We start from the raw sequence: 23,422 nt of genomic DNA, 5'->3' as shown, positions 1-23,422 counted from the left end.
CCCTTGCAAATCCCTTGGGAAAAGCTTGGTCAAGCGGTTGCCCTGACGCACTCGCATCGCCATTGTCGCCGCTCATGAGAGCTGCACGCAGCTATTCACCCCAGACACCGACATTGCCTTCCATGGTATTGTCACGGCAGGGAGATTCGCGCCCGGCCAAACGAGATTTGTGTACATGAAGCTCACGCGCCTCCGCCTGCACGGTTTCAAGTCGTTCGTTGAACCCACCGATTTCATGATCGAGCCGGGCCTGACCGGCGTCGTCGGACCGAACGGCTGCGGCAAATCCAATCTGGTCGAAGCGCTGCGCTGGGCGATGGGTGAAACCTCGCACAAGTCGCTGCGCGCCGCCGACATGGATGCGGTGATCTTCGCCGGTTCCGGCAACCGTCCGGCGCGCAACCACGCCGAAGTCGTGATGACGATCGACAATTCGGATCGCTCGGCGCCGGCCGCGGTGAACGACAGCCAGCTGCTCGAAATCTCCCGCCGCATCGAGCGCGAGGCCGGCTCGGTCTACCGCATCAACGGCCGCGACGTGCGCGCCCGCGACGTGCAGATCCTGTTCGCCGACGCCGCCACCGGCGCGCGTTCGCCGGCTCTCGTCCACCAGGGCAAGATCGGCGAGATCATTCAGGCCAAGCCCGAGCAGCGCCGCCGCGTGCTGGAAGACGCCGCCGGCGTTGCGGGCCTGCATGCCCGTCGCCACGAGGCGGAACTGCGGCTGAAGGCGGCCGAAACCAACCTCACCCGCGTCGAGGACGTGATCGGCCAGCTCACCGGCCAGATGGAAGGCCTGAAGAAGCAGGCGCGCCAGGCGATTCGCTACCGCGAGGTCGCGGCCAAGGTGCGCAAGTCCGAGGCGATGCTGTTCCATCTGCGCTGGATCGGGGCCAATGCCGACGTCAACGACGCCGCGCAGACCCATGATCTCGCCGTGCGCGAGATGGCGGAACGCACCCAGCATCAAGCGGAAGCCGCGCGTATCCAGGCGATCCGCGCCACCGAATTGCCCGCGCTGCGCGATGCCGAGGCGCGCGCCGCTGCCGGCCTGCAGCGCCTGACCAATGCCCGCGAGATGCTCGACCGCGAGGAGCAGCGCGCCAAGGAGCGCGTCGGCGAGCTCGATCGCCGCCTCACCCAGTTCGCCCAGGACATCGCGCGCGAACAGCAGCAGACCTCCGATGCCGACATCGCCCTGCAGCGGCTCGACACCGAAGACGCCGAGCTCAAGGAAGAGATCAAGTCCCGCGTCGAGAAGCGCTCCGGCGTCGACGAGCGCGTCTCCGAGGCCGAGGAGATCCTGGCCGCCACCGAGCGCCAGTTCTCCGAGCTGACCACGCAGCTCGCCGACCTGACCGCCAAGCGCAACCAGCTCGAAGCCGGCGTGCGCACGCATCGCGACCGGCTGGCCCGGCTCGATCAGGAGATCGCCAACGTCCAGGCCGAGGAAACCAAGCTCGCGCAGGAGACCGGCAATCTCGGCGACATCGACGCGCTCGCCGCCGCCATGGAGATGGCGCAGCAGACGCTCGCCGAATCCGAGGCCGCCGTGCAGTCCAGCGAGGCGCACCACGCCGCCGTGCGGCAGACACTGGAAGCCTCCCGCAACCCGCTCGCCGAGGCCGAGAAGCGCGTGCAGCGGCTCGAGACCGAAGCCCGCACCATCTCCAAGCTCGTCACCAGCGAGACCAAGAATCTGTGGCCGCCGATCATCGACGGCATCACCGTCGCCAAGGGCTACGAAAAGGCGATCGGCGCCGTGCTCGGCGACGACCTCGATGCGCCCGTGGATTCCTCTGCGCCGATGCGCTGGACCAATGTCGGCGAAGCCGCGGGCGATCCTGCGCTGCCGGATGGCATCGAGCGGCTGGCCGATCACGTCCAGGCGCCGCCGGAACTGGCGCGCCGTCTGGCCCAGATCGGCGTGGTGGCCAAGGAACGTGGCGCGGCGCTGGTGTCGCAGCTGAAGACCGGCCAGCGGCTGGTGTCGCTCGAAGGCGACGTCTGGCGCTGGGACGGCTTTGTTGCCGACGCCCATGCCCCGACCGGTGCGGCGCGCCGCCTCGCCGAGCGCGCCCGCCTGGTCGACATCGAGCACGAGCTGGAACAGGCCCGCATCGATGCCGCCGCCAAGCGTCAGGCGCTGGAGACGGCTGAAGAAGAACTGCGCTCGGCATCCGCCGCCGAGGGTGCCTCGCGCGAAGCCGTGCGTGCCGCCCGCCGCGAGACCGATGCCGCGCGTGAGCGCCATGCCGCGACCGAACGCGAGATCAACCGCCACTCTGCGCGCAAATCGGCGCTGACCGAGGCGCACAGCCGTGTCGCCGCCGACCGCGCCGAGGCCGAAGCCGCCCATGAGAGCGCAGTTGCCGCGCTGTCCGGATTGCCGCCGGGTGTCGAGACCGAAGCCCAGCTCGCTGCGGTTCGCGCCGAGATCGACAACCAGCGCCGTGCGGCGGCGCAAGTCCGCGCCGAGGCGCAGGCGCTCGCCCGCGAGGCCGAACTCGCCGACCGCCGCGTGCAGGCAATCGTTGCTGAACGCAACGAGTGGCAGAGCCGCAAGACCAGCGCCGCCTCGCAGGTCGGGACCATCGAAGAGCGCATCGCCGAGGTGTCGGCCGAGCGCGAGGAACTGGCCAATGCGCCGGAAGTGTTCGCCGAGAAGCGCAGCGCGCTGATCACGGAGATCGAGCACGCCGAAGGCGATCGCCGGATCGCCGCCGACGCGCTGGCGATGGCGGAAGCCGCGATGGCGGAAACCGATCGTGTCGCCAAGGCTACGCTCGAAGCGCTGTCGTCCTCCCGCGAAGCCACCGCGCGCGCCGAAGAGCGCATGGAAGGCACCCGCCGCCGCCTCGCCGACATCGAACGCGAGATTCACGACATGCTCGAGGTCGAGCCGAGCGCGGTCGTCGGCATGGCCGAGATCGAGCCCGGCGCCGAGCTGCCGCCGGTCGCGCAGGTCGAGGAAGAACTCGAGAAGCTGCGCCGCGACCGCGAGCGGCTGGGCGCCGTCAATCTGCGCGCAGAGGAAGAGTTGAAGGAAGTCGAGACCCAGCACACCGGGCTGACCACCGAGCGCGACGACCTGGTCGAGGCGATCAAGCGGCTGCGGCAGGGCATCCAGAGCCTCAACCGCGAAGCGCGCGAGCGGCTGCTGACCTCGTTCGAGACCGTCAACAACCACTTCAAGCGGCTGTTCACCGAGCTGTTCGGCGGCGGCGAAGCAGCGCTGCATCTGATCGAGAGCGACGATCCGCTCGAGGCCGGCCTCGAGATCATCGCCAAGCCGCCCGGCAAGAAGCCGCAGACGCTGTCGCTGCTATCAGGCGGTGAGCAGGCGCTGACGGCGCTCGCGCTGATCTTCGCGGTGTTCCTGACCAACCCGTCGCCGATCTGCGTGCTGGACGAAGTCGACGCGCCGCTCGACGACCACAACGTCGAACGGTTCTGCACCCTGCTGAACGAGATGACGTCGTCGACGGAAACCCGCTTCATCATCATCACGCACAATCCGATCACGATGGCGCGGATGAACCGGCTGTTCGGCGTCACCATGGCCGAGCGCGGCGTGTCGCAGCTGGTGTCGGTCGACCTGCAGGGCGCGGTCGATATCCTCGACCAGAACGTGGCGTAACGCACTCAGGCGCCATCCCCGCGCAAAGGCTCCGCCTTTGTCGCTGGAGGAGCCGCGTATTCGCGCGGCGTCTCGAAGGATGGGCCACGACTCGTGATCGCCATCCTTCGAGGCTCGCAAGCGCTCGCACCTCAGGATGACGGCAAGCCATGACCTCACCCGATCTTCCCGCCGAACTGCGTGCGGCCCTCAACGCCAGGCTCGAAGGCCTGTCGCGGAGCGACGCCGCCGGCCGCGCCGCCGTGATCTCACGGACCTATCGCGAGGGCGGCGGCTCCGGGACGATCCGGACCGAGACCGACGCACTGGCCTACGCACTGGCCCGGATGCCGGCGACCTATGCGGCCGTGGCGGCAAGTCTCAATGCACTGACGGAGATCCGGTCGGATTTTGCGCCGGTGAGCCTGCTCGACGTCGGTGCCGGCCCCGGGACCGCGACCTGGGCCGCAGCGGAGACGTTCGCGTCGCTAAAGGGCTTCACCCTGCTTGACGCCAATGGCGCGTTGCGAACGCTCGCCGAGGGGCTGTTTCACGGCAGCATTCGCCTGCACGACGCCAGCTACCAACTCGGCCAGGCCCGCGCCTTGCTGGACAAGGCCGGCCCGGCCGATCTCGTCGTCGCCAGCTACATGATCGGCGAGCTTGGCGAAGCCGAGCGCGCGGCACTGGCCGATGCGCTGTGGTCCAAAACCGGCGATACGCTATTGGTCGTCGAACCCGGCACGCCCGCGGGCTATGCGCGGATCATCGCACTCCGCGCACGCTTGATCGCGTCGGGTGCCCACGTCGTCGCGCCCTGCCCGCATGACGGCGGCTGCCCGCTGGTCGCGCCCGACTGGTGCCATTTCTCGCAGCGCCTGCAACGCTCGCGTGCGCACAAGCAGGTCAAGGGCGCCGACGCCCCGTTCGAGGACGAGCGCTTCGCCTATGTCGCGCTGAGCCGCGCGCGCGTTGAGAACCGGCCCTCGCGCGTGTTGGCGCAGCCGGATGTCGGCAAGGTCGAGGTTGCGGCCAAGCTCTGCACGCCCGAGGGCGTCGTCCTCGCCAGCGTGCCCCGCCGCGCCAAGGCAGATTACGCCAGCGCCCGGCGCTGGCGCTGGGGCGATGCGGTTTAGCTACTTGCTTCGTGCCGGCGAAGGCCGGGACCGATAACCACCGATCCCGGTTGTGAAGCGAAGCCGACGCTGCTTGTGCCTTTTCCACGGGCCGCGGCGTATGGGTCCCGGCCTTCGCCGGGACGACGACATCGACCTCACCGGACGATGTTGAACCAATCCCGGTCTGCTCCGACCAATCCATGCCCACCTTTTCGCGGCGGGCTGCCCTGCGCCCCAATCCTGGGCTACGGTGCCGCCGTCTCGTCCATCAGGAGCTGCCCTGTCATGTCGACCAGCTGGATCGTTATCGGCGTCATCGTCCTTCTCGTGCTGTTTGCGTTCGGCGCCTACAATCGCCTCGTGGCGCTCGGCCAGCGCGTCAGCCAGGCCTTTGCCGACATCGATGTGCAGCTCAAGCAGCGCCACGACCTGATCCCGAACCTGGTCGAGACCGTGAAGGGCTATGCCGCACATGAGCGCGGCACGCTCGACGACGTCATCAAGGCACGCAACTCGGCGATCTCGGCACAGGGGCCGGCCCAGGTCTCGGCGGCGGAGAACCAGCTCTCCGGCGCGCTCGGCCGGCTGATCGCGCTGTCCGAGGCCTATCCGGACCTCAAGGCCAACGCCAATTTCCAGCAGCTCGCATCGGAGCTTTCCGATCTCGAGAACAAGATCGCCGCCAGCCGCCGTTTCTTCAACAACGCGGTCCAGGAATACAACACCGGCATCCAGCAGATGCCGGCCGCACTGTTCGCCGGCATGTTCGGCTTCACCCGCAAGGATTTCTTCGACCTCGGCGCCAGCCGCACGGAGGTCGAGGCGGCGCCGAGCGTGAAGTTCTGAGGCGCAACACGCGCCGGCGAGAGGCTGCTCCGTCATGGCCGCCTATGGTCTCTACACGCATATCGCATCGAACAAGTTTCGTTCGATGCTGCTGCTTGGCGGCCTGTTCCTGCTGATCTACGTGCTGGTCTATGCCGGCGCGCTGGTCGCGGAGGTCATGATCGATAGCGGCCGCACGGCCGATTACTACCTGACCCTTGCCTCGCGCGATCTGGTCTCGGCCTTCCCGTGGGCGACGATCGCGGCGGCGGCCTGGATCGTGATCGCCTATTTCTTCCACCAGAAGATGATCGACGCGGTCACCGGCGGCGAGAGCGTGACGCGGCAGCAGCAGCCGCGGCTCTACAATCTGCTGGAAAACCTCTGCATCTCGCGCGGCATCCCGATGCCGAAGCTGAAGGTGATGGACAGCCCGGCGCTGAACGCATTCGCGACCGGCTTGAACCCGCGGCAATACGCCATCACCGTCACCACGGGTCTCCTGAAGGCGCTGAACGACCAGGAGATCGAGGCCGTGCTCGGCCACGAGCTCACCCATATCAAGAACGGCGACGTGCAGCTGATGGTGGTCGCCGTGATCATCGCCGGCGTGGTCGGCTTCTTCGGCGAGCTGTTCTTCCGCGTGTTCACAAATCTGTCGTGGAGCGGCGGCAGCGGAGGTGGCTGGTCGTCCTCGTCATCCTCCCGATCGTCGTCGTCCTCGTCGGACCGCGACAGCAAGGGGTCGGGCGGCGGCGCGATCATCGTTATCATCATCGCGGTCGCGTTGATCATGCTGGCCTGGCTGCTGTCGCAGGTGGTCAAGCTCGCGCTGTCGCGGTCGCGCGAGTTTCTCGCCGATGCCGGATCGGTCGAGCTGACCAAGAATCCCGATGCGATGATCTCGGCGCTGCGCAAGATCGAGAACCGCGGCGAGCTGCCGGGCGCCACCTCGGCGGTGATGGAACTCTGCGTCGACAACCCGCGCGAGGGTTTCGCCGACCTGTTTGCCACCCATCCGTCGGTGAAGTCCCGGGTCGATGCCCTGGTGAAATTTGCCGGCGGCCACGATCCCGGGCCGCTGGCGCTGCCGGATGAGACGTCGGACGCGACGGGAACGCCGGACCAGCCGTCGGTGTCGGGCGATCAGCCTCCGCCTGTCGCCCATGGCCCAACCCACGGCCCTTGGGGCGACACGCCGCCTGCACAACCGAACAATCCGCCGCCGCTGCCGGGCAGCAACCCCGCACAGGGACCATTGGGACCGCTGGGTCCTCTTCAGGGTCCGCTCCAAGGTCCTTGGGGCCGGCACCGCTGATCGTGCCCTAGGCTCCTCAGTCCATTAAGGAAATCCCTACCAAACCCAATGCGGGCACCTTATGGAATTGAATTCTCCCTCGTTTCTGCCATGTTCGCGCCCAAAGCAGTGTGGGGACTTGCCGATCGCCATCGCGGTCGGGAGCGCGCTTTAAGGGACTTCCATGGCAAAGCCGGTTGTGATCGTGGTGGGCGCTGACAAGGGCGGGGTCGGCAAGACCACCGTCTCGCGGACGCTCCTGGACTATTTCAGTGCCAACAACGTGCAGACCCGGGCGTTCGACACCGAGTCGCCGCGCGGCACGCTGAAGCGCTTCCACCCCGATATCACCGAGATCGTCGACATGACGACGACCGCGGACCAGATGAAGATCTTCGATACGCTGAACGCCGGTTCCTCGGTCACCGTGATCGACGTCCGCGCCGGCCTCTTGTCGCCCGCGCTGGCCTCGCTGCGCGATATCGGCTTCCTCGACGCGGCGCGCTCCGGCCAGATTACCTTCGCCGTGTTCCACATCCTGGGCCCGTCGATCGCTTCGCTGGACGAGATCGCCGAGACCGCCAACTTCATGAGCGGCGCGAAGTATTTCCTGGTGAAGAACTTCATCAACGACACCCAGTTCTTCCAGTGGGACCAGGCGACCTACAATTCCTACTTCCACCGCATCAAGGACGCCGTGGACCTGACGATCCCGAAGCTCAACGAAATGGCCTACGAGCAGGTCGAGGTCTCCTCGGTTCCGTTCCTGAAATTCGTTGCCAACAAGGGCATCAACGACGACGCCGCGAACTACTCCTTCGTGCTGCGCGGCTATGTCCGGCACTGGCTCGCCAATGTCTGGAGCGAGTTCGACCGGATCAAGCTGACCGACCTGGTCGGCGCCAAGGCGGCCAAGGGCGAAAAATAGCCGCGCGCAAAGGCAGCGGAAACGTCGCGCCCGGGGGCGGCGAAAAAGTCGCGCCCGGCAGCGAAAAAATCGCGCCGGGGGCAGCGAAAGGTCACGCCCGGGGGCAGCGAAAAAAGTCGCGCCCGGGGCGGCGATGGGGCTGGATTAGGCGAAAATTTGGCCTGATATAGCGGTCGATGTCGTCCACGCCCGTTTACATCATCTGCTCGCCCCGCCCGCAGGTCGGCAAGACGCTGATCGCGCGGCTGCTCGGTGAATTCCTGCTGCTCAAGAACGGCGACGTCGTCTGCTACGACATCAATCTGAAGGAGCCGTCGCTGCTCGACTATCTGCCGCGGATCACGGAAACCGCTGATGTGATCGACACCTACGGCAAGATGCAGCTGATGGACCGCGTCATCGTCAATGACGGCATCGCCAAGGTGATCGACCTCGGCTACCACGCCTTCGACGAATTCTTCAGAATGTGCGACCAGATCGGGCTGATGAAGGAGGCGCTGCGCCGCCGCGTCGCGCCCGTGATCCTGTACGTCGCCGATACCGACCGCGCCTCGGTGCACGGCTACCAGACGCTGCGGGGCATGATCCCGCCGAACGCGCTCGTCGTCATCGACAATGAATTCGTGGTGCGCGGCGAGTTGCCGCCCGTCATGACCGGCAGCCGGGTGCTGCGCTTCCGCGCGCTGCCGGTGTTCCTGAAGACCTATATCGACCGGCTGACCTTCTCCTTCACCGGCTATCTGCGCCAGGAGAGGGACTCATCGACCGAGCTGCATCAGTGGATCCGGCGGAATTACACCACCTTCCGCGATCTCGAGCTGAGCATGCTGCTGCAGCGGGGATGACCGTCGGCCCGGCCTGGTGCGCAATTGCGCACGGGAGCAGGGACGACGGGTTGGATGGATCAGCGCTAGTGCCCTTCGAACGCCATCAGCGTGCGCACCGGAACGTCCATCGCGCGCAGCTTGGCGGCGCCGCCGAGATCGGGCAGGTCGATGATGAAGCAGGCCGCGACCACATTGGCGCCGATCTGGCGCAACAGCTTCACCGCGCCCTCCGCGGTGCCGCCGGTCGCGATCAGATCGTCGACCAGGATCACGCGCTCGCCGGGCTGCACGGCGTCGGCATGCATCTCCATCTCGTCGATGCCGTATTCCAGCGAGTAGGCGATCCGCACCGTGGTGTGCGGCAGCTTGCCCTTCTTGCGGATCGGCACGAAGCCGGCCGAGAGCTGATGCGCCACCGCGCCGCCGAGGATGAAGCCGCGGGCCTCAATGCCCGCGACCTTGTCGACCTTCGCCCCCGCCCAGGGATGCACCAGCTCATCGACCGCACGGCGGAAGGCGCGGGCATCGGCGAGCAGCGTCGTGATGTCGCGAAACAGGATGCCCTTCTTCGGGTAGTCCGGGATGGTGCGAACGGTCGCCTTGATGTCGTGGTCGAAGGTCATTGGTCTCGCAATCCTCAATTGGCCGGCGGATTAAGCCGGAATGCATTCTCGACAATGCGCAGGCCCACCTCGTTGCCGAGCGACATCAGCGATTCCGGATGGAATTGCACGCCGCCGACCGGCAGGGTCTTGTGCTCGATCACCATCGCGACGCCGTCTTCGGTGGTCGCGGTCACCGCCAGCACCTCGGGCACGCTGTCGCGCTCGACATAGAGCGAATGATAGCGGCCGATCACGATCTCGTTCGGCAAATTGTGCATCAGCCTGCCGCCGCGGACCTGGACGCGCGACGGACGGCCATGCGCGGGCTGGCCGAGCTGGCCGAGCTGCCCGCCGAAATATTCGCCGATCGCCTGCACGCCGAGACAGACGCCGAAGATCGGCAGCTTCTTCTCGAGCGCGGTGTCGATGGTTTTCGCGATGCCGAAATCCTCCGGGCGGCCCGGCCCGGGCGACAGCACCAGCAAGTCCCATCCGCGCTGCTTCAGCATGTCCTGCGCATGGATGTGCCGGACCACGGTGACGTTGGCGCCGACCTGGCGGAAGTAATCGGCCAGCATGTGCACAAAACTGTCGTCGTGATCGATCAGGAGCACGTTCTTGCCCGAGCCGGTGGCGTCGGGCGCGAAATCCGACAGCGGCTTCGGCGGATCGCCGCGCAGCGCCTGGAACAGCGCCGCCGCCTTGACCTGGCATTCGCGGTCCTCGGCCGCCGGATCCGAGTCGAACAGGCAGGTGGCGCCGACGCGCACCTCGGCGAGGCCATCTTTCATGCGGATGGTGCGGATGGTGAGGCCGGTGTTGATGCTGCCGTCGAAATTGACGCAGCCGATCGCGCCGGCGTACCAGCGCCGCGGCGATCGCTCATGGTCCTCGACGAACTGCATCGCCCACAATTTCGGCGCGCCGGTCACCGTCACCGCCCAGGCATGGGTCAGGAAAGCGTCGAGCGAATCGAAGCCCGGCCGCAGCATGCCCTCGACGTGATCGACGGTATGGAACAGTTTTGAGTAGGTCTCGATCTGGCGCCGCGCCAGCACCTTGATGGTGCCGGGCACGCAGACGCGTGCCTTGTCGTTGCGGTCGACGTCGGTGCACATGTTGAGCTCGAACTCGTCCTTTTCCGAGTTCAGCAGCTTGCGGATCTGTTCGGCATCGCCGATCGAATCCGAACCGCGCGCGATGGTGCCCGAGATTGGGCAGGTCTCGACCCGGCGGCCGTCGGAGCGCACGAACATCTCCGGCGAGGCGGAGACCAGGAATTCGCCGTCGCCGAGATTCATCAGCGCGCCATAGGGCGACGGATTGATGCGGCAGAGCCGCTGAAAAACTTCCGCCGGCGAACGCTCGCAGGGCTCGCCAAACAGCTGCCCGGGCACCGCCTCGAACAGATCGCCGCGGGCAAACGCCGCGCGCGCCACTTCAACCGTCGCCTGGTATTCGCCCGGCGCGTGATCGGCGAAGCCCTGCCGCCCGGTCTTGGCGTAGAGGCTCGGCGCGGTCTCGTGCGACTGGCCGGCGGTCGATTTGCCCTTCCACGAGAACTCGTAATTCAGCGCCACGCCGCGGCCGGTGGCGCGGTCATAGGCCAGCAGCCGGTCCGGCACGTAGAGTACGATGTCGCGCTGGTCGGCCTCGCGGGCGCGCTTCTGCACGATATCCTCGATCTGGAACACGAGGTCATAGGCGAAGGCGCCGAACAGCCCGAGCAGCGGATCGGCATTGGAGGTGAACGCCGCCACCATGTCGCGCACCAGCGACATCACGCTGGCGCGGCGGGTGCGCTGGTCTTCCTCGACCGGTGCGGCGCCGCGGATGATATGGCCGGTGAGCCGCGTGGCACTGCGCTCGGAGATCACGACGCAGGGCTCGCGCAGCACGTCGCCGAGGAAGGCGATCAGGACCTCGCCGCGCCGGTTCAGCGCCTGCAACGAAAAATCGGTGCCGGATGTCTCCAGCACCAGCGGTGGGTCGGCAAAGCCGAGGTCAAAGCTCTCGTAGCGGCCCGGCACCGTGGTGCCCGAAGACAGCACCACGCCGCGGCGGCGGTCCAGCAGCGCGATCAAATCGTCGAGGCGGTTGGCGCCGCCGGTGAACTGCTCGACCACGCGCGCGACCGCGAGGCCGCCATTGGTGAGGTATTCGCTCTTGGCCGGCAGGGAGAAGACTGTCCTGTTCATGTGATCCTCTTACGAAACTTGGGAAGAGAGCGCCACACAGGACAAACGAAGGGAGACCGTCGCACTGCGATGGCGACCTTCGACGTTTTTGGGAAATGAAAACGCACCGGCCACCTATGAGAAGGTGGGCCACCAACGACGGGATGGACTGGCAACGGTGCTCATGGCCGCTACTCACCACCGGGCGCGGGCCGTGTCAAGGGATCGCCCGACACCCCTGCCCCAACCTTGGAAGCCCTTTGGACGCCCAGTTGGACGGCATTGCGGGGTTTGAAGGGACGGGAATCCGCGTAGGATTTGTCGAAATGGCGGCCGGTCGGCCGCCCAAAAAACAGACAGAGGGTGGAGACGCAGATGGCGATTTTGGGTCTCGGATATGCCGGCTTCGGCTCCGACGCGCTCGACGACTGGCGGCAGTTCGGCACCGGCCTGGTCGGGCTGCAGGCGATCGAGCGCGGCAACTCGCTGCTCGCCTTCCGGATGGACGACCGCAAGCAGCGCATCGTGATCGACCGCGCCCAGGGCGAGGGGACAAGGTTCTTCGGCTGGGAGGTGGCGGATGCCACAGCCCTGGACGCGCTGGCGGCGCGGCTGGAGCATGCCGGCGTTGCCGTGACTGCCGAGCCGCAGGCGCTCGCAGACAGCAGGCGGGTGCGCGGCCTGATCTCGTTCCGGGACCCGGCCGGCAACCGCCTGGAGGCGTTTCATGGCCCCGAGATCGACGACACGCCGTTCAAGCCGGGACGATCCATTTCCGGCTTCCGCACCGGCGCGCTCGGGCTCGGCCATGCGGTGCTGACCGTCGAGCATATCGCGCCTGTCATGAGCTTCTATGTCGACGTGCTCGGCTTCGGCCTCAGCGACTACATCGAAAAGCCGTTCCGCGCCTATTTCTTCCACGTCAATGCGCGCCACCACTCGCTCGCGCTGATCGAGACCGGCAGCAACGGCATGCACCATCTGATGGTGGAGTTGTTCTCGCTCGACGATGTCGGTCAGGCCTACGACATCGCGATGAAGGAAGACCGGGTCAACGTCACGCTCGGCCGCCACACCAACGACCTGATGACGTCGTTCTACGCCAAGTCGCCGTCAGCCTTCATGGTCGAGTGCGGCTGGGGCGGCCGCGAGATCGATCCCAAGAACTGGACGCCGTTTGAAATGTATGACGGCCCGAGCCTGTGGGGCCACGAACGTGTCTGGCTGTCGCCGGAGGACCGCGCCGTCGCGCGCGAGATGCGGATGCGCGCCGCCACTGAGGGCAGGCGCGCGCCGGTGCAGGTGCTGGAGGGCAATTTCAAGCTGATGTCGGGCACCTGCCCGTGGTGGGACGGGGTGAAGGCGGAGAGCTAAGACAGTAGCCCGGATGGAGCGAAGCGCAATCCGGGACCGCCCTCTCCGCGGAGCAACTTCCCCGGATTACGCTTCGCTCCATCCGGGCTACGGGTTTCGTCATTGCGAACGCAGCGAAGCAATCCATTCCACCGCACGCGGAACTATGGGTTGCTTCGTCGCTTCGCTCCTCGCAATGACGGGAGGCGATGACCGGGCTACGAATTACCCCAAATGCTTCTTGAAGAAGTCCGTCGCGCGGTCCCAGGCCAGTTCGGCACACTGGCGGTCGTGCACCGACAGGCGTTGCTCGTTGCCGAAGCCGTGCTCGGCGTCATAGCGGTACAGCTCCAGCGATTTGCCGGCGGCCTTCATCGCTTTCTCAAAGCCATCGACCAGCGCCGGCGTGCACCAGTCGTCCTTGGTGGCGAAATGGCCCTGCAGCGGAATTCTGACGTCCGCCGGCTTGGCCGCCTGCTCCGGCGGAATGCCGTAGAACACCACACCGGCGGTCAGCTCCGGGATCTTGGTGGCGCCGATGATGGTCACCGCGCCGCCGAGGCAGAAGCCGGTCAGGCCGACCTTGGCGCCGTTCTTGCCGAGATATTGCGCGGCGCCGCGCACCGTCTGCGTGGTGGCGTCCATGAAGTCGAGCGAGTTCATCTCTTTGCCGGCCGCATCGGTGTCGTGATACGGCACCACCTTGCCCTTGTAGAGATCGGGCGCCAGCGCATCGAAACCGGCCCGCGCGAAGCGATCGCACATTCCCTTGATCTGGTCCTGCAGCCCCCACCATTCCTGGATCACGACGACCCCGGGCGCGTTGCCGCGCGCGGCGTTGGCGAGATAGCCCGACGCTTCCTTGCCGTCCGGACGCTTGAAGTTGATGCTGGTACCCATGAGTTCCTCCGCAATGTTTGCCGGCCGATTGACCGGCATTTTGTCCGTACTCGGTGGCGGACGCAATCGCCCTGCGGCGCCCTCGCGCACTCGTCATAACTGCAGGAGCACCAACGCGCTTCTCGCGACCAAGCCTTGACCTTCACAAAACAAAAAAGCCCCCGAAGGGGCTTTTTCAAACTCGCTATGACGCCCGCGGTCAGTGAGCGTCGGCCCAGACCTTGCGCTTGGTGAAGTACATCAGGATGGCGAAGATCACGAGGAAGAAGAACACCTGCATGCCGATCCGCTTGCGCTCTTCCATGCGCGGCTCGGCCGCCCACATCAGGAACGTGGTGACGTCGTGCGCGTATTGCTTGACCGTCGCCGGCGAACCGTCGTCGAAGGTCACCTGACCGTCGGACAGCGGCTTCGGCATCTTGATGGCGTGGCCGGGGAAGTACTTGTTGTAGTACGAGCCTTCCGGGATCGTCACGCCGGCCGGGACCTTGTCCTCGAAGCCCTGCAGAACGGCGTCGACATAGTCCGGGCCCTGCTCTTGGTACTGGGTGAAGAAGTCGAACACGAACTGCGGGAAGCCGCGCTTGTAGGACCGCGCCTTGGTGATCAGCGAAAGGTCCGGCGGCGCCGCGCCGCCATTGGCTGCGCGCGCGGCCTGCTCGTTCGGGAACGGCGCCGGGAAGTAATCCGCCGGGCGGCCCGGACGCTCGAACATCTCGCCCTGGTCGTTCGGGCCGTCCTTGATCTTGTACTCGGACGCCAACGCCGCCGCCTGCGCCTCCGAATAGCCGGGGCCGCCGGCATCAGCGAGGTTGCGGAATGCGATGTAGTTCAAGCCGTGGCAGGCCGAGCAGACTTCCTTGTAGACCTTCAGGCCACGCTGCAGCGAGCCGCGGTCATACTTGCCGAGCGGACCGGAGAACGACCATTCCTGGGCCGGCGGCGCGTTGCCACCTTCCTCGGCCTTGGCGTTCTGGGTGCTCCCGGCGAACAGGCCGCCAGCTACCACCAGCGCGAGCACCACGGAGGCAACGGTCGCGACCCTGCCCTTGCTCTTCGCCAGCACGTCGTCGGCGATCGAGTTCGGCACCGGGCGCGGCGTCTCGATGCGGGCGAGCAGCGGCAGCACGATCAGGAAGTAGGCGAAGTAGCACACCGTCAGGATCCGGCCGGCGATCACATAGATGCCTTCCGGCGGCTGCGAGCCGAGATAGCCGAGCAGGATGCAGACCACCACGAAGATCCAGAAGAACTGCTTGGCCAGCGGACGATACTTCGACGACCGGGTCCGTGCGCTGTCGAGCCAGGGCAGGAAGCACAGGATGATGATCGCCGAGAACATCGCCACGACGCCGGCGAGCTTGTTCGGGATCGAACGCAGGATCGCGTAGAACGGCAGATAGTACCATTCAGGCACGATGTGCGCCGGGGTCACGCCGGGGTTCGCCGGGATGTAGTTGTCGGCGTCGCCGAGATAGTTCGGCATGTAGAAGATGAACCAGGCGAAGAAGATCAGGAAGCACGACACACCGAACGCGTCCTTGATCGTCGCATACGGGGTGAACGGTACGGTGTCCTTCTCGGTCTTGGCCTCGACGCCGGCCGGGTTGTTCTGACCCGCGACATGCAGCGCCCAGACGTGCAGCACGACCACGCCGGCGATCACGAACGGCAGCAGATAGTGCAGCGAGAAGAAGCGGTTCAGCGTCGGGTTGCCGACCGAATAGCCGCCCCACAGCAGGGTCACGATGCTCTCGCCGAAATACGGCACGGCAGAGAACAGGTTGGTGATGACGGTGGCGCCCCAGAAGCTCATCTGGCCCCACGGCAGCACGTAGCCCATGAAGCCGGTCGCCATCATCAACAGGTAGATGATGACGCCGAGGATCCACAGCACCTCGCGCGGCTCCTTGTACGACCCGTAATAGAGACCGCGGAACATGTGGATGTAGACGGCGAAGAAGAACATCGACGCGCCGCAGGCATGCATGTTGCGCAGCAGCCAGCCGTAATTGACGTCGCGGACGATCAGCTCGACCGACTTGAAGGCAAGATCGGCGTGCGGCGTGTAGTGCATCGCCAGGATCACGCCGGTCAGGATCTGCAGCGCCAGCATCATCGAAAGGATGGCGCCGAAGGTCCACCAGTAGTTCAGATTGCGCGGCGTCGGATAGGCCACGAAGGAGGAGTGGATCAGGCCGAAGATCGGAAGGCGCCGTTCGATCCACTTCAAGGCGGGGTTGCTCGGTTGAAAATCAGATGGTCCGCTCATTGATGCGATCCTGAAGAAGAAAAACGACGCGATGGGTCCAAGGGGAAGCCGAAGTCCCGTGATGTCCGGGACTTAGCCGATCTGGATTTTGGTGTCGGTAAGGAAGGCGTAGGGCGGCACCGGAAGGTTGGCGGGCGCCGGCCCCTGGCGGATACGACCTGAGGAGTCGTACTGCGAGCCGTGGCAGGGGCAGAAGAAGCCGTCGTAATTGCCTTCATGGGCGATCGGGATACAGCCGAGATGGGTGCAGATACCGATCACGACCAGCCACTGGTCATGGCCGGCCTTGACGCGGGCCGAGTCGGGCTGCGGATCGGGCAGGCTCGAGAGCGCCACACTCTGGGCCTCCTGGATCTGCTTCTTGGTGCGATGGCTGATGTAGATCGGCTTGCCGCGCCAGAAGACCTTGATGTCCTGGCCCTCGGCGATCGGCGTCAGATCGACCTGGATCGGCGCGCCGGCCGCGATCGTCGCGGCATCCGGGTTCATCTGGGCAACCAGCGGCCAGACGGTCGCGGCTGCGCCGACCACGGCGGCAGCTCCGGTTGCAACAAAAAGAAAATCACGGCGTGTCGGATGGTCCGCCGAAGACGCTGTCGTCACGATTCCTAGCCCTTTCTTTTCTGCAGCCGGTGGAACCGCCCCGGAGACGCAGAACGCGCCCCAAGAAAGGCTGCCGGCGCCCGCGGCCCCCGCGGCGGCAGAAAACCGCTATTCCCCACCCCAAATGGCGGAACAGCAGTCCAGAATCGTTCTATTGGCACCCTTGCCGGACGAGCGCAAGCCCGCTATCGGCTCGCACACGTGCAATGCACGAAATCCGCGCCGAGCGATGTTTTATTGAGACAATTTCATCCGGATTTCAGAGGTCGCCCGCACCATGCAGATCGCGCTGTTCCAGCCCGACATCCCCCAGAATACAGGGACGATTCTGCGCCTCTGCGCCTGCCTGGACGTGTCAGCCCATATCATCGAACCGGCGGGATTCGACACCTCGGACCGGAATTTCCGCCGGGCGGGTATGGACTATCTGGACCATGTGCGGTTGAAGCGTCACGACTCCTGGTCGAAATTCGAGGAATGGCGGGCCGAGGCCGGATGCCGGCTGGTCCTGTTCACGACCAAGGCGGCGAAATCCTACCTTGATTTCGCGTATACGGCCTCCGATGTCCTGCTCTTCGGGCGCGAAACGGCAGGGGTGACCGAGGCGGTTGTGGCCGCCGCGGATGCGCGGCTGCTGATTCCGATCAAGCCGTCCTTGCGCTCGCTCAATGTGGCGGTCACCGCGGCCATGGCAGTCGGAGAGGCGCTGCGGCAGACGGGTTCAGGACTTGCCGGTTCAGAGATTGCCGGCTCAGGAACTGCCGGTTCGGTAACTTAAGGGATTTTTGGTGAGCTACGCGGTCAAGGAGATCTTTCTCACCCTGCAGGGCGAAGGCGCCCATGCGGGCCGGACCTCCGTGTTCTGCCGCTTCGCCGGCTGCAACCTCTGGAGCGGCCGCGAGCAGGACCGCGCCGGCGCCGTCTGCCGGTTCTGCGACACCGATTTCGTCGGCACCGACGGCACGCTCGGCGGCCGCTATGCCGACGCAGCCGAGCTTGCCGGCACCATTGCCGCGCAATGGACCGGGGGCGAAACCGACCGCTACGTGGTGCTGACCGGCGGCGAGCCGCTGCTGCAGGTCGACACCGCCCTGATCGAGGCCCTGCACGGCCACGGTTTTACGATCGCGATCGAGACCAACGGCACCATCGCCCCGCCCGACGGGCTCGATTGGGTCTGCGTCAGCCCCAAGGCCGCCTCCGAGCTCGTGGTGCGCAAGGGGCACGAGCTCAAGCTGGTCTATCCGCAGCCGGAGAACGCGCCGGAGGATTTCGCGGGCCTCTCCTTCGAGCGCTTCTCGCTGCAGCCGATGGACGGTCCCGACGTGATCGCGAATACCGAGCGGGCGATCGCATACTGCCTGAAGCACCCGCAATGGCGCCTCAGCGTGCAGACGCACAAGTCGCTCGGCATTAGATGAACTAGCAGAATTGGATTGTTGAACGAGATGTGGGAATTGACGAAAGCGTTTCGGTTCGAAGCTGCGCATGCGTTGTCCGGAACGACCTTTGGCGCCGCCAGCGAGGAGATTCATGGTCACTCATTTCGCGCCGAGGTGACCGTCCGCGGCACACCCGATCCAAAGACCGGGATGGTCGTCGATCTCGGCCTTCTCGAACGCGCCATGGCCGAGGTGCAGAAGACGCTCGACCACAAGTTCCTCAACAAGATCGAGGCGATCGGTGTCCCGACGCTGGAGAATCTCTCACGCTTCATTTGGGAGCGGTTGCAGCACGCAGGCAAGCTGAGCCGCGTCAGCGTCCATCGCGACAGCTGCAACGAGAGCTGCACCTATTTCGGCCCGCAAGGTTAGCCATGCTGCCAACAGACCCCGCCATCATCGAGGACCGCAAGGCGCGTGCGCGCAGCTGGTTCGAGGCGCTGCGCAACGACATCTGCGCGGCCTTCGAGAAGCTCGAGGACGACGCGCCCTCCGCACTCTATCCCGGCAATGCCGGCCGGTTCGTGCGCACCCCCTGGGATCGCACCGACCATACCGGCAAGCCCGGCGGCGGCGGCGTGATGTCGATCATGAAGGGCCGGCTGTTCGAGAAGGTCGGCGTGCACTGCTCGACCGTGCATGGCGAGTTCGCCCCCGAATTCCGCGCGCAGATTCCCGGCGCCGCCGACGATCCGAGGTTCTGGGCCTCCGGCATTTCGCTGATCGCACATTTGCGCAATCCGAACGTGCCCGCCGTGCACATGAACACCCGCTTCGTCGTCACCACCAAGGCCTGGTTCGGCGGCGGTGCGGACCTGACGCCGGTGCTGAACCGGCGGCGCACCCAGGAAGACCCCGATACGGTCGCCTTCCATGCCGCGATGAAAGAGGCGTGCAGCGGACCGAACGGCGTCGCCGACTACGACAAGTACAAGAAATGGTGCGACGACTATTTCTATCTGCCACACCGCAAGGAAGCCCGCGGCATCGGCGGCATCTTCTATGACTGGCACGACAGCGGCGACTGGGAAGCCGATCTCGCCTTCACCAAGGACGTCGGGCGCAGCTTCCTCAAGATCTATCCCGACCTGGTGCGGCGCAATTTCGAGGCCGACTGGAGCACGGAGGATCGCGACGAGCAACTGATCCGCCGCGGACGCTATGTCGAGTTCAACCTGCTCTATGATCGCGGCACCATCTTCGGCCTGAAGACCGGCGGCAATGTCGATTCGATCCTGTCGTCGCTGCCGCCGGAGGTGAAATGGCCGTGACCAATCTGCCGCGCGCGATGCTGATCGACATGGATGACACCATCCTGTCGGCCTATGGACGTCCCGAGATCGCCTGGAACACCATCACCACCGAGTTCGCCGCGGAACTCGCGCCCCTGCCCCCGGACATGGTCGCGACCGCGCTATTGGCCTCTGCACGGCAGTTCTGGTCGACCGCCGAGCCGATCTGGCGGATCAAGCTCGGCGAGGCGCGGCGGCTGACCGTGAAGGGCGGCTTCGCGGCGCTTGCCGCGACGGGGCACCGCGCGCTGCCGGACGATCTCGCGGACCGCATCGCCGATCGCTTCACCGCCTATCGCGAGGAGGAGATGTTCATCTTCCCCGGCGCGCATGAAGCGATCGATGCGCTCAAGGCGCTCGGCATCAAGCTTGCGCTGGTCACCAACGGCGCCGCCGACATGCAGCGCGCCAAGGTCGAGCGTTTCGCGCTCGGCCATCGCTTCGATCACATCCAGATCGAGGGCGAGCACGGCTTCGGCAAGCCGGAGGAGCGCGCCTATCTGCACGCGATGGAAGCGCTCGGCGTCACCGCACCGGATACCTGGATGATCGGCGACAATCTGGAATGGGAAGTCGTGGCGCCGCAGCGGCTCGGCATTTACGCGATCTGGATGGACGTGCACGGTGTCGGGCTGCCGCCGGGATCGACGATCAAGCCCGACCGCATCATCCGCTCGCTGACCGAGCTGGTTCCGGCCGCGCGCAAATAGCGCAGCTTCTGTTTTCACCGCAAATCCACCGCGCCGGGCGCCGGCCGTGATCGGACTGTCATCACCGGTCGCTAGCTTGCCGTCCGCGTCATCCAGCGCGGAGGGAAAATCATGGAACTGAAACCAGGCGATGTCGTCATGCTGAAATCCGGCGGCCATCCGATCACGGTGGTGGAAGTCGACGAGGACAAGGTCGAGTGCCTGTGGATGGGCTCGGACGGCGACCTGTTTCGCGAAACCCTGCCGCTCGTCGCACTCGAGTCGACCGAAATCGATCCGGAAGACGATGAAGAGGAAGACGACGAGGACGAAGACGACGACGAGGAAGAAGAGGGCGACGAAGACGAGGACGACGACGGCGACCGCAAGAAGAAGCGCAAGGCGGCTTGAGATCCGTTGGCGCGATGCTGCCCGGCAGGTGCCGGCGGCATCGCCTCCACACGACGTTCAATCGTGGTTCAGCCAATCGTCACCGTGCCGCCGATGATCACGGCGGCATCGAGATGCCGGCAAGAGAATCTCAAGAAAATCTAGAGCCGGTGGTCGCGCGTGAAACGGGCCACGGTCTGGTCGGCGATATCGGACAGTATCCTGGGCTCCAGCGGAAAATCCGCGGCTAGCCAGGCATCCTCGGCCAGGGTCAGGACATGCCCCAGCGCCGGTCCCTCGGCAATCCCGCGCGCGATGAAATCCGACGCCCGCAACGGAAAGTGAGGCGCGCGCCAGCGTTGCGGCAGCGTGGCGAGTGCGCGCCATCGATCGACATCGCAGCCCGCGCCGGTTCGCGCCCAGGCGAGCAGCAGCCGGTCGCGATAGGGCTCCTCGTCGAGTCGGTAGAGCCTGCGCTTGGCACGCGCCTCGTCCATGCCGGGCAAGCGCCACCAGCGATGGCCCATCGAGTCGAGCGCCTTGGCTTCGGCGTTGGAGAGCCGCAGCCGGCTCGCGATGCGCCGCGCGTCCTCGGTCACGGCGACCGTCAGCGCGGCCAGCCTCCGCGTCGCGTTCGGCTTAAGCGCCATCAGCTGCTCGATCTCGATCATCGCCGCGAACGGCCCGGTATAGGCGACGCCACCGAACAGCGGCAGCAGCAATCCGCCATCGCCCATCGCGACCACCGCGCCCGCGGCACCGTTCGCGACCACGAGCTTGAGCATCTCCATGCGGATGCGCTCGGCCGAGAGGCCGGCAAGTCCGGCGCGCCCGCTGATGCAGGCGAGATAGCCGGCGCGATCCACCTCGCCCGCGCCATAGGTGGCGTGGAAACGGAAGAAGCGCAGGATGCGCAAATAGTCCTCCGCAATCCGCTGCGTGGGATCACCGATGAAGCGCACGCGGCTCGCCTCGATGTCGGCGAGACCGCCGACATGATCGTGCACCACGCCGGAGGCGTCGACAGACAGGCCGTTGATGGTGAAGTCCCGCCGCTCGGCGTCGCGCACCCAGTCGCGCCCGAACGCCACCTTGGCCTTGCGGCCATAGGTCTCGGTGTCCTCGCGCAGCGTCGTCACCTCGAAGGGATGGCCGTCCACGACGAGGGTCACGGTGCCATGCTCGATGCCGGTCGGCACGCTCTTGATGGCCGCCCGCTTGGCGCGGCGGATCACCTCCTCCGGCAATGCCGTGGTGGCGATGTCGATGTCGGCGAGCGGAATCCGCATCAAGGCGTTGCGCACGGCGCCGCCGATCACCCGCGCTTCCTCGCCGTCGGCATTGAGCAGGCCGAGCACGCGCGCCGCGGGCCCCGAAGCGAGCCATGGCGCGTCGGACAACAGGCGCACCTCGCTCATTTCTCAGCTCCCGGCACCAGCCTGCCGTTCTCGATATGAGCGGGAACGTAGGTCGAGTTCGGCGGCGCGCCGGTCAATTCGGCGAGCAGCACGAAGCTCACGATGACCAGCACCAGCGCCGCCAGCGTCAGCTTCGCGATCATGTCCAGCGGCCAGGATGCCGGCAGCGTCACGCCGGACCGCGTCGCGATGAGGAAGATGGCATAGACCGCGAAGGGGATCAGGAAGATTCCGACCTCGGTCAACACCGTGCGGATCATGATAGATAAATCCGCTCATACAGCACCCGCAGGATGCCCGCGGTCGCGCCCCAGATGTAGCGCTCGGCGAACGGCATCGCGTAGTAGGACCGGTCCATGCCGCGGAATTCCTTGGTGTGGATCTGATGATTCTCGGGGTTCATCAGGAAAGCGAGCGGCACCTCGAACGCATCGACGACCTCGGCTTCGTTGATCTCTAGGGCAAATCCCGGCTTCACCCTGGCGACCGTCGGCAGGATGCGGAAGCCGAACGCAGTGCCATAGAGGTCGAGATAGCCGACAGGGTCGATGAATTCCCGCTTCAGCCCGACCTCTTCGCAGGCTTCGCGCAGCGCCGCATCGAGCGGCGAGGCATCGGTGGCGTCGATCTTGCCGCCGGGAAACGAGATCTGGCCGGCGTGGCTCGACAGGTTGGGCGAACGCTGCGTCAACAGCACGGTCGGCTCCGGATGATCGACCACCGGGATCAGCACCGCGGCCGGCCGCACCGGCTGCTCCTGCGCAACGATCTCGAGCATGCGATCGTTGCCGGAATCTCCGGTGCGCGGAATGATATGCGGATCGACTAGGCCCGGCGGCACTTCGAAATTGAGCCGCGTGCGGGCTCGCGCGAAGAATTCCGTCGAACCGATCGTCGCCGGCTTCACCTTCAGCAACGGCTCGTTCAAAGTGCGCCCCTCACCTGGCTGGCATCGGCCATCGCGAAAAATTCGCCGCCGGACTCGATGCCGAACATCTCCTGACCATCGACCATCCGCTCCTCGCCCATGTCAACCAGATCGTAGTAGAGCGCGCGGGTGACCTTCGCCCACAGGTCGGCGCGGACATGCAGATAGGGCGTCAATCCGCCATCCTCGGCGGCCTCGAATCTGAGGCCGTGGCCCTTCTCGCAATCGACCCAGTCATCGACGTTGGTCCGGAACCGGAGCAAACGGCCGCGCGCGTCTTCTTCCGTCTGCATTTCCACGGCAAGGAACGGCGCGTCATCGACGCGGATGCCGACCTTCTCCACCGGTGTCACGAGAAAGTGCTTGCCGTCCTCACGCTTCAGGATCGTGGAGAACAGTCGCACCAGCGCGGGGCGCCCGATCGGCGTTCCCATGTAGAACCAGGTGCCGTCGGGCGCGATTCGCATGTCGAGATCGCCGCAGAACGGCGGATTCCATAGATGAACCGGCGGCAGGCCCTTGCGTCCGGCTGGACCCGATGTCGCGGCTTGATTGGCTGCAGTGGTCAGCCCTTCGAGGCCCTTGCCTCCGAGGGCCTTTGTTTCGAGCCCCGTAGTTTCACTGCCGGAATCGCTATGCCCTTGCTTCGCCATTGTTTGCCCTGAAGTTTCCGACCCTCAATCTGGCACATTTGGTGCACGTATCCTGAGATGTGGTCGGGATGTCATTCTCGCCACAT

General features: G+C 65.7%; 22 protein-coding genes. 13 read left to right on the top strand and 9 right to left on the bottom strand.

The annotated features are described in order from the left end of the window. Positions 1–175: 175 nt before the first annotated feature. The 6 genes from smc (at position 176) to ACE10Z_RS09305 (ending at position 8,632) form a co-directional block, all read left to right on the top strand. Entirely contained in the window at positions 176–3,640 is a 3,465-nt protein-coding gene (gene smc / locus ACE10Z_RS09330; RefSeq protein ID WP_375787661.1) for a chromosome segregation protein SMC, read from the top strand. Positions 3,641–3,789: 149 nt separating this feature from the next. Continuing rightward, positions 3,790–4,755, top strand: coding sequence for a small ribosomal subunit Rsm22 family protein (locus ACE10Z_RS09325; protein ID WP_375787660.1), 966 nt, complete (start codon positions 3,790–3,792; stop codon positions 4,753–4,755). Positions 4,756–5,022: 267 nt separating this feature from the next. After that, positions 5,023–5,583, top strand: a complete 561-nt coding sequence (locus ACE10Z_RS09320) for a LemA family protein (RefSeq protein WP_092124555.1) — start codon at positions 5,023–5,025, stop codon at positions 5,581–5,583. 34 nt (positions 5,584–5,617) lie between these two features. Continuing rightward, entirely contained in the window at positions 5,618–6,880 is a 1,263-nt protein-coding gene (locus ACE10Z_RS09315) for a M48 family metallopeptidase (protein WP_375787659.1), read from the top strand. 163 nt (positions 6,881–7,043) lie between these two features. Then, a complete protein-coding gene (locus ACE10Z_RS09310; protein ID WP_092124553.1) occupies positions 7,044–7,787 on the top strand; it encodes a hypothetical protein in 744 nt (247 codons plus the stop codon). 176 nt (positions 7,788–7,963) lie between these two features. Beyond that, complete coding sequence (locus ACE10Z_RS09305) at positions 7,964–8,632, top strand: hypothetical protein (RefSeq protein WP_375787658.1); 669 nt, start codon at positions 7,964–7,966, stop codon at positions 8,630–8,632. Positions 8,633–8,697: 65 nt separating this feature from the next. On the opposite strand, the gene ACE10Z_RS09300 is transcribed toward ACE10Z_RS09305, so the two are convergent. Together ACE10Z_RS09300 and ACE10Z_RS09295 are read right to left on the bottom strand one after the other, a co-directional pair. Beyond that, positions 8,698–9,237, bottom strand: coding sequence for an adenine phosphoribosyltransferase (locus ACE10Z_RS09300; protein WP_074131621.1), 540 nt, complete (start codon positions 9,235–9,237; stop codon positions 8,698–8,700). A gap of 14 nt (positions 9,238–9,251) precedes the next feature. Continuing rightward, positions 9,252–11,417, bottom strand: a complete 2,166-nt coding sequence (locus ACE10Z_RS09295) for an anthranilate synthase component I (RefSeq protein ID WP_375787657.1) — start codon at positions 11,415–11,417, stop codon at positions 9,252–9,254. Positions 11,418–11,771: 354 nt separating this feature from the next. Here ACE10Z_RS09295 and ACE10Z_RS09290 point away from each other — a divergent pair, with 354 nt between their 5' ends. Next, positions 11,772–12,770, top strand: coding sequence for a VOC family protein (locus ACE10Z_RS09290; RefSeq protein ID WP_375787656.1), 999 nt, complete (start codon positions 11,772–11,774; stop codon positions 12,768–12,770). A gap of 204 nt (positions 12,771–12,974) precedes the next feature. Here ACE10Z_RS09290 and ACE10Z_RS09285 read toward each other — a convergent pair whose 3' ends face one another. The 3 genes from ACE10Z_RS09285 to petA form a co-directional block, all read right to left on the bottom strand. Further along, on the bottom strand, positions 12,975–13,649 hold the full coding sequence (locus tag ACE10Z_RS09285) for a dienelactone hydrolase family protein (protein ID WP_194459106.1): 675 nt from the start codon (positions 13,647–13,649) through the stop codon (positions 12,975–12,977). Positions 13,650–13,848: 199 nt separating this feature from the next. Then, positions 13,849–15,921 carry a cytochrome c1 gene (locus ACE10Z_RS09280; RefSeq protein WP_298365661.1) on the bottom strand — a complete coding sequence of 691 codons (2,073 nt, stop codon included), beginning with the start codon at positions 15,919–15,921 and terminating at the stop codon, positions 13,849–13,851. A 72-nt stretch (positions 15,922–15,993) separates the two neighbouring features. After that, positions 15,994–16,524: a ubiquinol-cytochrome c reductase iron-sulfur subunit gene (gene petA, locus ACE10Z_RS09275; RefSeq protein WP_173641229.1), complete on the bottom strand. Its 531-nt coding sequence runs from the start codon at positions 16,522–16,524 to the stop codon at positions 15,994–15,996. Between the two features lie 277 nt (positions 16,525–16,801). Here petA and ACE10Z_RS09270 point away from each other — a divergent pair, with 277 nt between their 5' ends. The 6 genes from ACE10Z_RS09270 (at position 16,802) to ACE10Z_RS09245 (ending at position 20,358) form a co-directional block, all read left to right on the top strand. Then, on the top strand, positions 16,802–17,302 hold the full coding sequence (locus ACE10Z_RS09270) for a tRNA (cytidine(34)-2'-O)-methyltransferase (protein WP_375787655.1): 501 nt from the start codon (positions 16,802–16,804) through the stop codon (positions 17,300–17,302). Positions 17,303–17,312: 10 nt separating this feature from the next. Next, the gene (gene queE, locus ACE10Z_RS09265; RefSeq protein ID WP_375787654.1) at positions 17,313–17,945 is read left to right on the top strand and encodes a 7-carboxy-7-deazaguanine synthase; all 633 of its coding nucleotides are present in this window, start codon (positions 17,313–17,315) and stop codon (positions 17,943–17,945) included. A 27-nt stretch (positions 17,946–17,972) separates the two neighbouring features. Beyond that, a complete protein-coding gene (locus ACE10Z_RS09260) occupies positions 17,973–18,338 on the top strand; it encodes a 6-pyruvoyl tetrahydropterin synthase family protein (RefSeq protein WP_375789789.1) in 366 nt (121 codons plus the stop codon). A 2-nt stretch (positions 18,339–18,340) separates the two neighbouring features. Continuing rightward, a complete protein-coding gene (hemF, locus tag ACE10Z_RS09255; protein WP_375787653.1) occupies positions 18,341–19,237 on the top strand; it encodes an oxygen-dependent coproporphyrinogen oxidase in 897 nt (298 codons plus the stop codon). Next, positions 19,228–19,968 carry an HAD family hydrolase gene (locus tag ACE10Z_RS09250; RefSeq protein ID WP_375787652.1) on the top strand — a complete coding sequence of 247 codons (741 nt, stop codon included), beginning with the start codon at positions 19,228–19,230 and terminating at the stop codon, positions 19,966–19,968. Before hemF ends, ACE10Z_RS09250 begins: the two co-directional genes overlap by 10 nt. A gap of 111 nt (positions 19,969–20,079) precedes the next feature. Continuing rightward, on the top strand, positions 20,080–20,358 hold the full coding sequence (locus ACE10Z_RS09245) for a YodC family protein (RefSeq protein ID WP_375787651.1): 279 nt from the start codon (positions 20,080–20,082) through the stop codon (positions 20,356–20,358). 140 nt (positions 20,359–20,498) lie between these two features. Here ACE10Z_RS09245 and ACE10Z_RS09240 read toward each other — a convergent pair whose 3' ends face one another. The 4 genes from ACE10Z_RS09240 to ACE10Z_RS09225 are packed head-to-tail and all read right to left on the bottom strand — an operon-like array spanning position 20,499 to position 23,336. Then, entirely contained in the window at positions 20,499–21,755 is a 1,257-nt protein-coding gene (locus ACE10Z_RS09240) for a CCA tRNA nucleotidyltransferase (RefSeq protein WP_375787650.1), read from the bottom strand. Next, positions 21,752–22,015 carry a DUF6111 family protein gene (locus tag ACE10Z_RS09235; protein ID WP_375787649.1) on the bottom strand — a complete coding sequence of 88 codons (264 nt, stop codon included), beginning with the start codon at positions 22,013–22,015 and terminating at the stop codon, positions 21,752–21,754. The genes ACE10Z_RS09240 and ACE10Z_RS09235 overlap by 4 nt, the downstream gene beginning before the upstream one ends. Continuing rightward, complete coding sequence (locus tag ACE10Z_RS09230; protein ID WP_375789788.1) at positions 22,012–22,647, bottom strand: CoA pyrophosphatase; 636 nt, start codon at positions 22,645–22,647, stop codon at positions 22,012–22,014. The genes ACE10Z_RS09235 and ACE10Z_RS09230 overlap by 4 nt, the downstream gene beginning before the upstream one ends. A gap of 32 nt (positions 22,648–22,679) precedes the next feature. Continuing rightward, entirely contained in the window at positions 22,680–23,336 is a 657-nt protein-coding gene (locus ACE10Z_RS09225; RefSeq protein WP_375787648.1) for a DUF1285 domain-containing protein, read from the bottom strand. Positions 23,337–23,422: the final 86 nt, after the last annotated feature.

This window comes from Bradyrhizobium sp. Pha-3 (assembly GCF_042258615.1).
Lineage (GTDB): Bacteria > Pseudomonadota > Alphaproteobacteria > Rhizobiales > Xanthobacteraceae > Bradyrhizobium.
Note: the sequence above shows the minus strand (reverse complement) of the source record. Positions and strands in the feature narration are given on the sequence as shown.